Source organism: Paenibacillus sp. 203 (genome assembly GCF_037027525.1).
Lineage (GTDB): Bacteria > Bacillota > Bacilli > Paenibacillales > Paenibacillaceae > Paenibacillus > Paenibacillus polymyxa_B.
On sequence record NZ_JAXCHD010000003.1, the window covers coordinates 630,312 to 645,905 of the forward strand.

General features: G+C 39.4%; 6 protein-coding genes. 3 read left to right on the forward strand and 3 right to left on the reverse strand.

The features are described from left to right. Nucleotides 1-311 precede the first annotated feature (311 nt). From pdxR to WA407_RS09305, 3 genes are all read left to right on the forward strand, one after another. Entirely contained in the window at nt 312-1,742 is a 1,431-nt protein-coding gene (pdxR, locus tag WA407_RS09295) for a MocR-like pyridoxine biosynthesis transcription factor PdxR (protein WP_254351528.1), read from the forward strand. A gap of 343 nt (nt 1,743-2,085) precedes the next feature. Then, a complete protein-coding gene (locus tag WA407_RS09300; protein ID WP_336077197.1) occupies nt 2,086-2,616 on the forward strand; it encodes a TetR/AcrR family transcriptional regulator in 531 nt (176 codons plus the stop codon). A gap of 291 nt (nt 2,617-2,907) precedes the next feature. After that, nucleotides 2,908-3,558, forward strand: coding sequence for a GNAT family N-acetyltransferase (locus tag WA407_RS09305; protein WP_254351530.1), 651 nt, complete (start codon nt 2,908-2,910; stop codon nt 3,556-3,558). Nucleotides 3,559-4,082: 524 nt separating this feature from the next. Here WA407_RS09305 and WA407_RS09310 read toward each other — a convergent pair. The 3 genes from WA407_RS09310 to WA407_RS09320 all read right to left on the reverse strand — a co-directional run bounded on the left by WA407_RS09310 (nt 4,083) and on the right by WA407_RS09320 (nt 15,583). Further along, complete coding sequence (locus WA407_RS09310; protein WP_336077198.1) at nt 4,083-4,349, reverse strand: hypothetical protein; 267 nt, start codon at nt 4,347-4,349, stop codon at nt 4,083-4,085. 840 nt (nt 4,350-5,189) lie between these two features. Then, nucleotides 5,190-5,450 carry a thioesterase II family protein gene (locus WA407_RS09315; RefSeq protein ID WP_254351532.1) on the reverse strand — a complete coding sequence of 87 codons (261 nt, stop codon included), beginning with the start codon at nt 5,448-5,450 and terminating at the stop codon, nt 5,190-5,192. 23 nt (nt 5,451-5,473) lie between these two features. Further along, nucleotides 5,474-15,583 (reverse strand): non-ribosomal peptide synthetase, encoded by a 10,110-nt coding sequence (locus WA407_RS09320; RefSeq protein WP_336077199.1) that lies wholly within the window; start codon nt 15,581-15,583, stop codon nt 5,474-5,476. Between the last annotated feature and the right edge of the window lie 11 nt (nt 15,584-15,594).

Below are 15,594 nucleotides of genomic sequence, written 5' to 3' on the forward strand. Positions count from 1 at the left end.
CTATCTTTAAATTTCTTAAAATTATAACAGTTATTTAGCCAATAGAAACTTCCATACTATTATTTTTTGAACAATCCATTTCATATCCCATCTCATTATTTTTTCGGAACCTAACACAAATCAGATATGATCTTAATACCTATTTGAAGTGGATTGGAACGCTCTAGCCTACGCTCTATCAATTCTAGAAATTTTGCTAAAATAACATTGTCCATGTTAGTATATTTTCTAATGGACTGTTAATGATACACAATGATATATATTTTACACAGTCCATACTTCATTACTTGAAGGGATCCGAGGTGAAACCGATGTTGAAAGTAAATCGAGATGATAAACAACCAATTTGGCAGCAATTACTTGATCAAATGATTCATAATATTACAACGGGGAAGTGGCCTCCTGGAGAACTACTGCTTCCTTCTCGTGAACTGGCCCAATTAGTTGGGGTTTCGCGTTCAACGATTCAGATAGTTTATGAGGAGTTATTCAGTCGCGGTTACACAGTAACATCTCGCCGAAACGGTACAAGAGTAAGTAATTGGGCATGTGGGTCTCTTTTACCAGAAGAAGCATCCTTCCGAGAACCAATAAGTCCTGAATTGCCAAAATTAAATATAAATGCACGCTATTTACACAACTGGATCAGAGGAGAGAACAATCAAAAGGTAGTGATCGACTTCAACCCTCATGAGCCATATTTGGATGATCAGTTTCAAAAAAATTGGAGGCAATCTTTTCTAAAAGCCTCTTCAGTAACAGAATTGCAGGATTGGGCATATGGTGATGCTTATGGACTTGTATCATTACGCGAACAAATTCAACATTATTTGTCAGTTGAAAGGGGCATCCAAGTAGATCTCGATCAAATCCTTTTAACTTCAGGCGCACAACATACTCTCGATTTGATTGCCCAAGGCCTTCTAAAAGAAGGGGATACTGTATCGGTAGAAGACCCCGGATTCCCTGCTTCTTGGTTGGCAATGAACTATCGACGGATGAAAGTTGTTCCAGTTCCTGTAGATGATTACGGGCTGCAAGTTGATCGTGTTGACCCTCAATCCAAACTTGTTTTTGTAACACCAGGACATCAATGTGCAGTTGGGGTCATCATGTCAGAACCTCGAAGACAGCAGTTATTACAAATGGCCGCACAACATTCATTCTGGATTGTTGAGGACGATTATGACAGCGAATTTCGCTATCGTGGTGACCCCCTCCCATCGTTATACAACCAGCAACCTCAAAATACATTGTATATGATAAGCTTTTCAAAAATGGTCGCCCCCGGTATTCGCACATCAGCAATTATCGGTTCTAAAGATGCCATTTGTCAGCTTGCACACATACATGAATTGATCTATCGCCATCTTCCCATTATGGAACAGTTAACACTTGCTCATTTTATTGAGCATGGCCATTTCATGCGTCATATGAGGAGGGTGCGAAATGTATATCGGCGTAGACACGCAGCCATGACGAAAGCTATCCTCGCGGCAGATTTAAACAAGCATTTCCGATTAAGCGGCGTAGAAACAGGCTTGCACATGCTTCTCGAAGCTGAATCTTCATCAGATGAAGGAACAATAACAAATAAGGCACTTGAAAAGGGGGTGCGCATTTACCCTCTTAGCACATATTGTTTGGAGAGTAATCGAAAAGGATGGGTACTGGGCTTCGCTAATGTAAGTGAAGCAGCCATTAAGGAAGGCATTGATCGACTATCTGATATTTTAATTTAGGTGGATTCGCAATCAACCAACATTACCTGAATAATCGCCAAAACCGCTGATCTTCACTAACGGTGACGACACCATCAACTAGATGGAAGTACACAGACAAGGCTATATCTTGGGTAAACAATACCTTTCACAAAGATAAGATTAATTAGAATAACGCTGGCAGTCACCTTCGGTTCTACGGATGCCTGTTACCCATCTGCAGAATTTTGACACACCATCGATATAGCTGCAGCTCATCTTCGACTGGACAGATCATATAATTGTTTACAAGTCGACCCTTGATATACTTCCATCCCGCCTGTAGTATATAAACGTTTACTCAAATAGCAAGGAGAGCTAATACGTGCTTGAAGAGGACATTAGAATAACGAAAAGTAGAGAAGCTATTGTACAAGCAATGGATACTTTACTCGAACAAAAGCCTTTCCGAAAAATTACCGTTAATGATATTTGCAAGACGGCTATTATAGGACGTACCACGTTCTATGCTCATTTTGAGGAGAAATATAAGCTTATCTCTTATATTTTGCATCAAGAGCAGAAAGGGCTGGAAGATATAATACTGAACTCGCCACCAGAGGAAGTAATACTACATGTTCTCCTTGATATTCGCGACAATAAAAAGCTGTACTATAATCTCTTTGTGGCAGAAATGTCAGATGAATTACAGCGACTGCTTCAAGGGACATTTAGCAGCTTCTTTACCAATATACTCAATGTCTGCAAGACGGAGGGTGTACAGTTGGCCTGTGAGACCCTGCCGCCTTTAGTAGCTTATTATACAACTGGTGTTGTCGGTATTATAATGTGGTGGACTGAGACGGATTTTCCATGCCTGCCGAAGAAGTCACCTTATGCCTGTCAAATCTATTAGGATACCTATGGGAATAGAACGCCATGCCCTATATTCTCCATTTTATCTTATGCGTGATTAAACTAACAATAATCAAAGTAAACTAAAATATCCGCTAACGAACATTGTGGAGCAAAGTGTTCGTTAGCGGATATTTTGATTATAACTGTGTCTTACTATAAGCCCCTTATTAAGGTTAAAATTTAATAAATACTGAATGAGCTATTTCAATGGCAGTAATAACAACTTGATTTGTCTAATATTACTTACTTTAGAACAACAATTAATAAATGAAATTAGGAGGAATCGAGCATGATTAATTACAGAAGACCAACGCTGGAAGAATTGAAAGAGGTAGCACGATTGAATGCCGTGTCATTTGCAGATTATCCATTATGCAGTGAGATCAGGAGTGAATTTACAGATGAGGATAGCTTTGTTGATTTTATGACAGAAATCTTTCAGGTTTACATCGGAGCATATTATAAGAAAAGTGTCGTTTTTGTGGGCGAAGTAGAAAATCAGATAAAAAGTTTTGCTATTTTAGATCGCCCTTATAGTAAGGGTATCGGTTTATTTGACTATTTCCGTGCTGGTGCATTCAAATTATTTAGAACAGTCAGCATCACCAAAGTGTTTAAATTTTTAAAGATTCTCAATGAAGGTCATGAACCCAGTAAGGATCTTAAAAAACGTTCCTGGTTCTTAGAATCCCTGGCAGTTGACAACTCATGCAGGGGTCAGCAATTGGGAAGTAAAATGCTTAAGGACTGTGTCATCCCCTACATTAAAGAACAAAGTAAAGGGAGCAAGTCAGAATCGTTTGTTACTTTTACGAATAATGATATCAATAGAAAATTCTATACTAAGAATGGATTTACCGAGTTTGATTTTACAACAATTGAACGGAATGGAAAAACAATTGGCAACTGGAGTTTCAAGATGTCTGTATCCCCAACATAATATCTCGAATTTCTGATAATATTACCTTTTATATATCGTCTTTTTTCTTTGCTATCAGTACGATATATCCATTCCCGGATTCATGGTGAGAGGCACGAAAGTCTTTAGATAAACGAAATCAGAACCGATGAGAAAAGAAACACGGTCACCACTTCATATAGCGAACATAAAAAGGCCAGCCAGAGTTTTCTGGTTGGCCGAATAATACAAACAAAATGATGCTAAATCTTCTGTCAGAGAAACAATCTTGTCTGCATCCTGATAAGCTTTATTCACTGCTAGAGGGAAGGACTTGGGTTTATAAGCAATGATACTACACCTTGACTAATATTTAGATCCGCGACTTCACAATTCTGTTCTTCCCTAATTTGGGCTCGCTTCGCATTTATCTCAACATCTGCAATCAAAGGAGCAAAGCCTTGCTCTTTTGCATAGAGATACATCATTATATATGTTCCCACATCCCTTGGATGCGTACGGTCGCTGCCTATAATAGTTGCTTTTGAATCATCTTTTTGGAGTTCCTAATTGATTTTAGTTATAGGAGATGTAAAATCAACAAAATGGTATCCCTCGATTTTAGCTATTTGCTTAAGTTTTTTAGCTGCAATCAGCATTCTTTCAAGTTTCCCAGGTATTGGTGCTACATCAACACTTACGGTCTCATCATATGGAGATGATGCAAAGAGAGTAATATCTTGGATATCTTTTGACTTAACAGCTTCAATTAGAGATTTCATATCTTCGATATATTGGTCAACCTCGTATTCCTCATCGTTTAAATCATTCATTCTAAACATAATGATCGCTTTATTTGCATTAACAAAAGATGTTTCCCAATCCAGCCTTATTAATCCTCCCTAGAGCGGTATCTCCAGGTACTCCCATATTAATCATTTGTAGGTACTGACGATACAATGCCAGACAGCTTTTTGTTTCGTTAGTGTATGTCAAACTTCTGTAGATGAAAAGGCCTTAATTATAACAATAACTCCGGTTTCTATTGATATTTGATATTGAACATGATCTAGGTTTGTCTCAAGAGCATCAAAATATAATAATTGCATCAATTTTTCAATATCCCAGACCACTTCAGTACGGAAACGTTACCAAGTATGCGGTTTATCGGAAACTGAAAAAATCCCTTCATAGCCTAGAAGATCTGAGTAAACCAGATCTAACTAGGAGTTTGGAGGGACATTTCTGGATAATTCTAAATAACCAACAAATGAGTTAGCAATTATTTCAATTCCCGAAAGAACCGACAGATAACCGTATTATCCGAAGGCGCCGGGATTGCATTCGAACAACGGCTATCCCTGTTCTGCTTCCCGATGGCGTAAAATTGATCAGTAGCTCGCCCATCGACACCGCGTCAAACATTCATCTGCAATTTCTTTCCTTATTATTAGATCAGGCAGAGCTTCGTTCAAGCGAGGTCAGGTTCATTAGGATTGCAGATGTTTTCTATTTTATGTCACCGTTCACACGCTCACTTCAATTTTCCAACCGCTTATTTCGGTTTTGAGCCAACTTTTTAACACACCATCCTTTTTTCACAAAGTAACAGCTTTGCCTCAGAATTTCGAAATAACATAGGTCTATTCTTTAAGTAGATGTCTCATTGACATTTACCCGCATACATTTACACTGCCCATACTGTGGCCAAACAACGCATAAGGTTGTTCTTCAAGGTTGCTTATGATAATACGGTGTATATCTTCAAGCGCTTCCTCAACACTTCCGTAAAACGGTTCACCAATCCTGCTGCCTCTTCCCGCAAGCTCAATCGGGAAAAGCTCAATCCTATCATGCAAGTATTGTTCCCAATATTTATATACTGCTGCAGAACCTCCTGCATACGGCAGACAAAACAATTTAATCTTATCCATTATATCTACCCCTTATATCTGAACTATTGGTTGATCTCTTCCAATATTTCTTTAATAATAGCCGCATTTTTATCTATATATCCTGTACTTAACATATCAAAATGACTGCCAAATCCGTTATATACTTTGAACTCTCCCGTTGTTGCCTCTCTCCATCCTTCACATAAATCAGCTTCACCTTCATTGTCTTGCTGCTGTGATATAATAAGATGGATATTGGAGTTTATCTGTCCCGAGTTTATAACACTTCTAGTGTATTTATGATAATTTCTCATTCTTTCAATGGCCTTTTCAATAACTGCCTGGTTATCTCCAAACATGCCTTTTATAAGTTTCTCATTTTCTTCTATAAATTCTTTATCCTGTTGCTCAGCAAGTTTCTTAGCATCTTCGCTTTCTTCCTCAATAAGGACAAATGATTTAGCCGAATCCAGAAAGATTATATCGGATACATGATGTCCAGTTTCAATTAATACTTTAGCAACTTCAAATGCCAGATTACCTCCTGCCGAGTAACCAAATAGAATATATGGGCCCTCGGGTTTGACAGAAGTAATTGCCTTCACATACTCCTCCATCCTGCTCTCATTTTCTATAAAGTCAAAGGAATATATGGAATAAGCATTCATTTGTTTTGATAAACTACCATAAGCTATTCCATTTCCTCCTCCTGGAGGGAATGCAAACATAAGACTCTCCATTGCTGAATTAAAATGAATTGCCGGACTTGGTGTAATATAATCATTGGCGTACGTATTGTGTATAAAACGGGCAATTTCCTTTATGGTTGGGGCCATATAAAAGTCTTTTAGTGGTACCTCAACATTTAACTGTTCATAAATTCTGCTTATAAGGGATATTGCCTTCAGTGAGTATCCTCCCAGTTCAAAGAAGTTATCATTCACACCAATTTTTTGTACTCCAAGGGCATCATGCCACAGCAGTGCAAGCTTCTCCTCAACTTCACCGCAAGGCTCTACATACTCTACTGATGTAGCTAAAGTACCGTCATTTTGGGGTAAATTATTCCGATCTATTTTGCCATTGGCTGTCAAAGGCAGCTTTTCCAGCTGAACAAAGTATTGTGGTATCATGTAATCGGGAAGTTCTTTTAAGAGAAGCGCCCTTAAATCTGATATTGTAAATTCACTTTCCCCTGCTATATAAGCACACAAATACTTGTTGCCCTCCTGGTCTGTCTTTGCAATTACCGCAGCTTCTTTTATTGAAGGATGCTTTAATAGCTGCACTTCTATTTCCCCAAGCTCTATCCTAAAGCCCCTAATCTTTACCTGATGGTCTACTCTGCCTATAAATTCGATGTTTCCGTCAGGAAGCCACCTTCCAAGATCACCGGTACGATACATTCTTTCTCCAGAGCTGAAAGGATTAGCTACAAATTTTTCCGTAGTCAATTCAAGTTTGTTCAAATAGCCTTTTGCCAGCCCATCTCCAGATATATATATTTCACCAGTTGTATTAACCGGTAAGATATTCATGTCTTCATTAAGTATATATATCTTATAATTCTGCAATGGCATACCTATAGGTATACTTGTTAGATTTCTCACCTTCTCACGGCTTAAATGGTAATAAGTTGAATCTACGCAGCATTCTGTTGGACCATAAACGTTTGTTATAGTAGGGTTATTATCTTTAAACCGATCATAGAAACCTTGTATACCTTTACATGAAAGTTCTTCCCCTCCGATAATAAACTGCATAACTGAAAGACTTTCGCCAGGCCTGGCAGTATCTGTTAAAAGCTTTATATGTGCTGGTGTTCCGTCTGAAACAGCAATTGAATTCCTGTTATAGTACTTTAGAAGGCCCTCACCATCTAGCCTTGTATCCTCAGGAACTATAAACAGTGTATGGCCAAGGAGAGAAGCCGCAAATATTTGTTTTACAGATGCGTCAAAAAAGTAAGGGGACACAAGGGCAACATTTAAATAATTATCATAATTTTCATAGACAAGCTTTCTTAGTCCATAAACCAAGTTAACTACACTTCGATGCTCTATCATTGAACCCTTCGGAACTCCAGTAGATCCCGATGTATAAATGATATAAGCTAAGTCCTCTGGTTTATTTATTTTATCAAGGTTTTCAGCACTTCCAATGTATATTTCAGGGGAATCAAGCAGTAATATATTACCGTAAAACTCTGCTTTATCCGCTAAATGTGATTGCGTCAACAGCATAGTTGCATTACTATCTTCCAGTAATTTTTTTATTCTTAGTCCAGGAAGTTTGGTTGAAATTGGTAAATAGACACCTCCTGCTTTTAAAATTCCCAGTATTCCAACCTGCATATCTACGGATCTTTCTACCATTATTCCAACTATGCTGTTTTGCTTTACACCATTACTTCTAAGTGCTCTGGCAAGCTGATTTGCCTTTTCATTGAGCTGCCTGTAGGTTAATTGCTTGTCCTCAAACACTACAGCTACATTATCAGGTGTCCTTTCCACTTGGTCTTGGAACAGCTCATGTAGAGTCTTATCCCTAGGGTATTCTGCCTTTGTATCATTAAAACTATTTAGTATTTGCTGTTTTTCATCCTGAGATAGTATATTTATTTCGGACAGCATCTTTTCGGGGTAAGCTGTGATCTCTTCCAGTACATTGATGAAATGGACCCCAAGTTTTTCTATTGTCTCTTTCTTAAACAGACGAGTAGCATACTTTAACCCAAATACAATATTATTCTGGGTCTCTTGGGCGTTTAGGGTCAAATCAAATTTGGACGCCCTGAACTCATTATCATAGGGCATGAACCTTAGCCCATTCATCTTAAATTCTGATGCCTCTTTATTTTGCAAGACAAACATAGTATCAAACAGCGGATTTCTGCTCAAATCCCGCTTAATGCTAAGCTTCTCCACAAGTTCCTCAAATGGGTAATCCTGGTTTTCATAAGCCCTTAGAGCATTTTCTTTTACTACCATCAAAAACTCGCTGAAATTCTTTTTACCTTGAGGGTAATTCCTCATAGCTAGGGTATTGACAAACATGCCTATGATGTCCTGCAAATCTGTATGTGGCCTTCCTGCTATAGGGCTTCCAATTACGACATCTTCCTGTCCGGTGTATTTGAAAAGAAGCACATTGTATGAAGCTAGAAGCACCATATACAGTGTTGCTCCATGATCCACGGCAAGCTTGTTCAGTTTATGTGCAAGTTCCCGGCCTGTTTCAAAACTGACCATATCGCCTTCAAAACTCTGTATAGCCGGCCTTGGGTAGTCTACCGGCATATCAAGTACTGGTATTTCTCCCCTAAATGCCTGGAGCCAGTATTCTTCTTGTTTACTGATTGTGCCGTCAGCAAACAATTTATTCTGCCATACGGAATAGTCCTTGTACTGAATCTGAAGTGCTGGAAGATTCATTCCTTCATACAAGCTTATGAATTCTCTTACCAGTATTTCATCCGACACCCCGTCAGATATGATATGGTGTTTATCAAGCATCATGACATGCCTGTCTTCTCTAATTTTTACGAGCCCTGCTCTTAGTAAAGGAGCCTTGCCAAGGTCAAATGGCCTTATGAATTCATTTGCTGCTTCTGAGGCTTTTTCTTCGCCGGTTTCCATGTACATGATACTAAATTCCACCTCATCATGGACCTTCTGCACCGGTTCACCATCTACCATATGGAAGGAGGTCCGGAAAGCCTCATGCCTTTTTACCAGCTGATCTAAGGCTTTCTCAAAACGTTCTATATCAATACTGCCTTCTAACAACATAAACTCTGGCATATTGTATGCCACCCTTGCTCCTTCAAGCTGATTTAATATATACAGCCTTCTTTGGGAAGACGACATAGGATAGTATTCCATTTCTCCAGTGGGCTGGATAGATTGATAAATACTCTCTTGGGCTTCCTGGATGTACTTGGCAATTTCTGCAATTGTCGGCAGCTTGAATATCTCCTTAAGAGATATATTTACATTGAACTCTTTGTGAATTTTGGCTGCAAAGTTTATTGCTTTTAATGAGTGCCCCCCAAGCACAAAGAAATTATCATTTCTCCCTATTTTCTCAACCCCCAGGATATCCTGCCACAATTGTACAAGCTTCTCTTCCACTTCACCTGAAGGTGCTTCATACTCTACTCCAGTATTTAAATGAGCAGCAGGGTGGGGCAAGTTCTTCCGGTCTATCTTACCATTGGCTGTCAAAGGCATTTCATCCAGCTGCATGAAGTATGCCGGGATCATATACTCGGGCAATTCTTTTGAAAGGCATTCCCTTAGTTCAGTTATTGTCAGTTCATTTTCCCCAACGAAATATGCACACAGATCCTTGTTCTTCTGTTGGTCTTCCTTTACAATAACCACAGCTTCTTTTATTGAAGCATGTCTTAATAGCTGAGCCTCTATTTCTCCAAGTTCTATTCTAAATCCCCTTATCTTTACCTGGTGGTCCATCCTGCCTAAAAATTCTATATTCCCGTCAGGCAGCCATCTTGCCAAGTCCCCAGTACGATACATTCTTTCTCCCTTTATAAACGGGTTAGATACAAATCTTTCTGCAGTAAGCCCCGTCTTGTTTAAATAGCCTTTGGCAAGACCATCCCCAGATATATATAATTCCCCAGCGATACCTATAGGATTTACTTCTAATTTCTTACCAAGTATATATGCTCTGGTGTTTGGCAAAGGACGGCCTATGGGGATATTATCCAATCTACTAAGCCCCGCCGCAGTAATCAAATATTCCGTAGAATCCACACAGCATTCGGTAGGACCATAAACATTTGTGATGCAAGGTTGCACATCCTCAAATCTGCTTAGGAAGTCTTTTACTGCATCAAATGGAAGAACATCTCCGCCTATAATAAAATGTCTCACTTTTAGGTTATTATCTATAGGAGGAGAATTTAACATCATATTTACGTGTATGGGCGTTCCATCCGAAATATCAATCCTATTTTCACTATAGAAGTCCAGCAGCTTTTTACCGTCTTTCCTTGCTTCCTCCGGTACAATGTACAATGCATGCCCCATTAGCAGTGCTGCGAAAATCTGCTGCACCGAAGCATCAAAAACATAAGGGGCAATGAGGCAAACATTCAACGGTGATTCATATTTGCTATATATTCTCTGGAACAGACCCTCTACCAGGTTTAATACACTCTTATTATCAATGCAAACACCTTTAGGGTTTCCCGTTGAGCCAGAGGTATAGATGATGTACGCTGTATCACCAGGCTTATTTATACATTTTATATTCACATCGTTTATAAAATTATAATCATAATCAGATAAATCAATAATCTCACCATCGAAATCATCACGATCCATAAGATGATTTTGGGTGAGTAAAATTTTGGCCTTGCTGTCCTCCATCATATACCTTTTTCTTTCCAATGGATAATTAGGATCTACAGGAAGGTACGCCCCCCCAGCCTTGATTACTGACATTATACCTATAACCATTTCAGGCGAGCGGTCCACCATTATGCCTACAATATCATCAGGCTTTACTCCCTTTTCTCTTAATGCCCTGGCCAATTGGTTTGCCTTTTGATTCAGTTCTCGGTAGGTTAATTGTTTACCTTCAAAAACCACTGCAATATGATCAGGAGTCTTTTTCACTTGCTCCTCAAACATTTGGTGTATGGTTTTATCCAGGGGATATTCGAGAGCAGTATCGTTAAAGCTGTATAATACTTGCTGTTTTTCTTCCTGTGATAACATTTCGATTTCATAAAGCCTTTTTTCGGGGTATGCTGCAATTTCTTCCAGCAAATTGATGTAATGAGCCCCAAGTCTTTCAACTGTTTCTTTCTTAAACAGTCTTGTACAGTATTCGAGTTCAAAGGCTATACCATCCTCAGTCTCAAATGCATTTAAGGTGATGTCAAATTTTGATATTCTGCCTTCTATCCCTTTGTTGTACGGCTTGAAGCTTAGATCAGACGTTATGAGCTCTGCTTTTCCAACATTGTATATGGCAAACATGGTATCAAAGAGGGGATTCCTGCTCATATCCCTCCTTATGTCCAGCTTATCCACTAATTCTTCAAACTGATAGTCCTGATTGTCGTATGCTTTCAAAGCATTTTCTTTAACTTCTTTCAAGAATTCAATAAAAGTCTTTTCTCCTTGCGGGTGGTTTCTCATGGCCAGAGTGTTTACAAACATACCTATGATGTCTTGAAGGTCAGCATGAGGCCTTCCAGCTATAGGACTTCCCACAATAATATCTTCCTGTCCAGTGTATCTAGATAACAGCACATTGTATGCAGCAAGAAGCGTCATATATAATGTAGCTCCATTGTCTGATCCAAGCTTGTTAAGTCTAACCGCAAGCTCGCTATCAGCTTCAAAGCTGATGTAGTCTCCTTCAAAGCTTTGTACTGCGGGTCTTGGGTAGTCGGTGGATAAATCCAGCACAGGGATCTCTCCCTGAAAGGTCTGGAGCCAGAATTCCTCCTGCTTACTTATGGCAGCTCCTGCAAACAATTCCCTCTGCCAAACTGAGTAGTCCTTGTACTGTATACGCAGTGGAGGAAGTATTTTCCCTTCATATAAGCTTATAAACTCTCTTACCAGTATGTCGTTGGACACTCCATCCGATATGATATGATGCATGTCAAACACCATAATATGTCTGGCTTCTCCAATCTTTACAAGTCCAACTCTTAATAGTGGAGCCTTTCCAAGGTCAAAGGGCCTTATGAATTTCTCCACTATTTCGGGAACCTTCTCTTCACTGGTTTCCAGGTACATGATACTTAGGTCCGCCTTGTCATGGACTTTCTGAGACAGCTCTTCCTCGATCATATGGAAGGAGGTTCGAAAGCTCTCATGCCTTTCTATCAGACTATGAAAAGCCTGCTCAAAACGTGCTTTATCAACAGTACCTTCCAGCAATATTATGCCAGGTATATTGTAGGCGATTCCAGCTCCTTCAAGCTGGTTTAATATATATAGTCTTTTCTGGGCGGATGACATGGGATAATATTCCATATCCCCAGCACGTTGAATGGACTGATATAGGCTCTCCTTTGAGTCTTCAATGTAGCTGGCAATTTCTAAGATGGTTGGTGTCTTGAATATTTCCTTAAGAGGTATGTCTACATTGAACTCTTTGTGAATTCTTGCTACAAGGCTTGTTGCCTTTAACGAGTGTCCTCCGAGCATAAAGAAGTTATCATTTCTTCCTACCTTCTCTATTCCAAGGATGTCCTGCCACAGCAGCGCAAGCCTTTCCTCCACTTCACCTGAAGGCGCTGCATACTCTGTTCCTGTATTTATTCTTCCATCAGGCAGCGGCAGCGCCTTTCTGTCCAATTTTCCATTTATGGTTAACGGTACTTTTGCTATCCTCATAAAATAGGATGGAATCATATAATCGGGCAGCTCTTTAGATATAAGCTCCCTTATTTCGGTCACTGTCACTTCTCGGTCAGACACTATATAAGCGCAAAGATACCTGCCTACACTTGAATCCTCCCGGTCAATGACCACCGCCTCATTTATATCAGCATGCTTCAAAAGGGCTGCTTCTATTTCCTCAAGCTCGATTCTATACCCTCTTATTTTAACCTGGTGGTCTTTTCTGCCGGCAAATGCAATATTCCCGTCAGGAAGCCACTTTGCAAGATCTCCTGTTTTATACATCAGTTCTCCAGGCATAAATGGGTTCGGTACAAACTTTTCCCTGGTAAGTTCCGGTTTTTTCAAGTATCCTCTCGCCAATCCTGCCCCGGAAACACAGAGTTCACCCTCAACACCTATGGGCTTAAGATTATTGTTTTCATCAACTATAAACACCCGGGTATTGGTAATAGGTTTACCAATAGGTACCGACTTATCGGCCGTCTCACAATCATCTGCTTTCCATACCGTTGCACATACGGTTGTCTCAGTAGGTCCATAAGCATTTATATATGAAATCCTGTTGCTCCATTTCTTTAAAAGTTCGAGAGTGGAAGCCGAACCTGCTGCAATTACCTTCTTTAAGGAAGTTACTTTTTCCGGGTCCAGATTTGCCAGATACGGAGGTGGTAAAGTAGCAATAGTTATCTCATTTTCATTTAGGTATTCTTCAAATCTTCGATAGTCATTGATAATATCGCCTGAAGATATATATAGTGTTGCTCCTGCCAATAGTCCCATAAATATTTCCCAAACTGCAGCGTCGAATGAAATTGATGCAAATTGAATAATCCTATCGCTTTCACTTACATTTAAGCGGGTCTTGAAAAACGCCTCCAGATTTGCTACCCCTTTATGTTCTACCATAACCCCTTTAGGTTTTCCTGTAGACCCAGATGTATAAATGATATATGCCAAATTTTGCGGTGAACATACCACTTCCAGGTTCATAGGGTTTCCGGCATAAAGGCTTTCATCTTCTATGTCTATATACTTCCCGTAAAACTCCACTTTCTCCAGGAATTGCTTTTGGGAAATCAGCACCCCTATCTCGCTGTCCTCGAGTAAATATTCGATTCTTGCCTTAGGGTAGTCAGGATCTATAGGCATATATGCCCCTCCGGCTTTAAGTATGCCAAATATACCTATGACCATCTCCAGTGAGCGTTCTACCATAATACCCACTATGCTGTCTGGTTTAACTCCCTTATCCCTCAACACTCTTGCAAGCTGATTTGACTTCTCATTGAGTTCCCTATAGGTTAGCTGCTTACCCTCAAACACCACTGCCGCATTGTCAGGTGTCTTCACCGCTTGTTCCTCAAATAGTTGGTGAATGGTCTTTTCCCTGTGGTATTCCTCCGTTGTATTATTGAAGCAGTGTACTATTTCTTTCTTTTCCACTTCGGTGAGTATATCAATATTCCTAATATGCATATCGGGATTATCGGTTACAATTTCTATTACCGACTGAAAATGTCCCTTGATTTTTTCTATGAAATTACCATCATATACCAGTGAGTTGTAACTGAATTTAATAGATAATTCCTTACCGCCATCAACGAGTATCCCAAAATCATAATTCGTCTGCTCGAATATTTCCATTCCAACTACATTTAAAATGCCATTACTGGATGAAGCATTAACCGCTTCATCCATAGGGTAATTTTCAAAAGCCATGACATGATGTATCAAGGCATCTTTCAAGCATGTTTTTGACTGCACATCCGCCAGAGGATAGAAACTGTACCGGTCAGATTCAAGCACCGATTGCTGCATCTCTTTGATCAGTTCGGTAAAAGTTTTATCCTCATCACAACTCACCCTTACTGCAACGGTATTTATAAATAAACCCACCATGCTCTCAATTCCCTGTATTTCATGAGGCCTTCCCGATACCACCTCACCAAACACCACATCATCGGTATTGTTATACCGCTGTAATAATATCCCCCATATGGTCTTTATAATGGTACTCATGGTTGTATTGTTTTTGGCTGCAAACTTCTCAAGATCGCTAGTTATTTGTTCAGATATTTTAAACTCCGTTTCTTCAATCCTGAAATCATCACTTGCAGACCTGCCGTTTTGGGGAAGGACTGTCTGATGCTCGTAACCTTTAAGATAGGTTTCCCAGTAATCTGCGGCCTCGTTCTGATTTCTGCCTTCCAACCATTTGATATAGCGGCTGTAAGGATATACCTTTCCTGACTCCGGCTCCCGGCTATTCATCAGGGCTTCATAGTTTTCCATAAATTCTCTAAATATATTTGCGAGACTCCACCCATCAATAATGATGTGATGAAAGCTCCATACCATGTTATAAGATTGGTAGCCTGTTTTAATTACACTTAATCTTGTTAAAATATCCCTTGATAAGTCAAAGCCCTTTTTTCTGTCTTTAACCCTGTATTCTTCTATATACCTATCCCTTAGTTCTTCGGCAAGGGAGGTAATATCCTCATAGCTGACAGACAGCTTTCTTTCCTTCATGACTACTTGTAAGGGCTTGGCTACATTTTCATACAAAAAAATTGTTCTCAAAGCGTCATACTTTTCAATAATGATATTAACGCTCTTTTCAACACAATCAATGTCCAGGATGCCTTTTATAGAAAGTGATATCTGCTCAAAGTAGGCGTCTGAATTTTTATCCATCATATAGTGGTACAATATCCCTTGCTGCATAGGAGTGAGCCGGTACATATCTTTTATGTTTTGTTTCTTCAAATCACTCATAAGTACTCCTC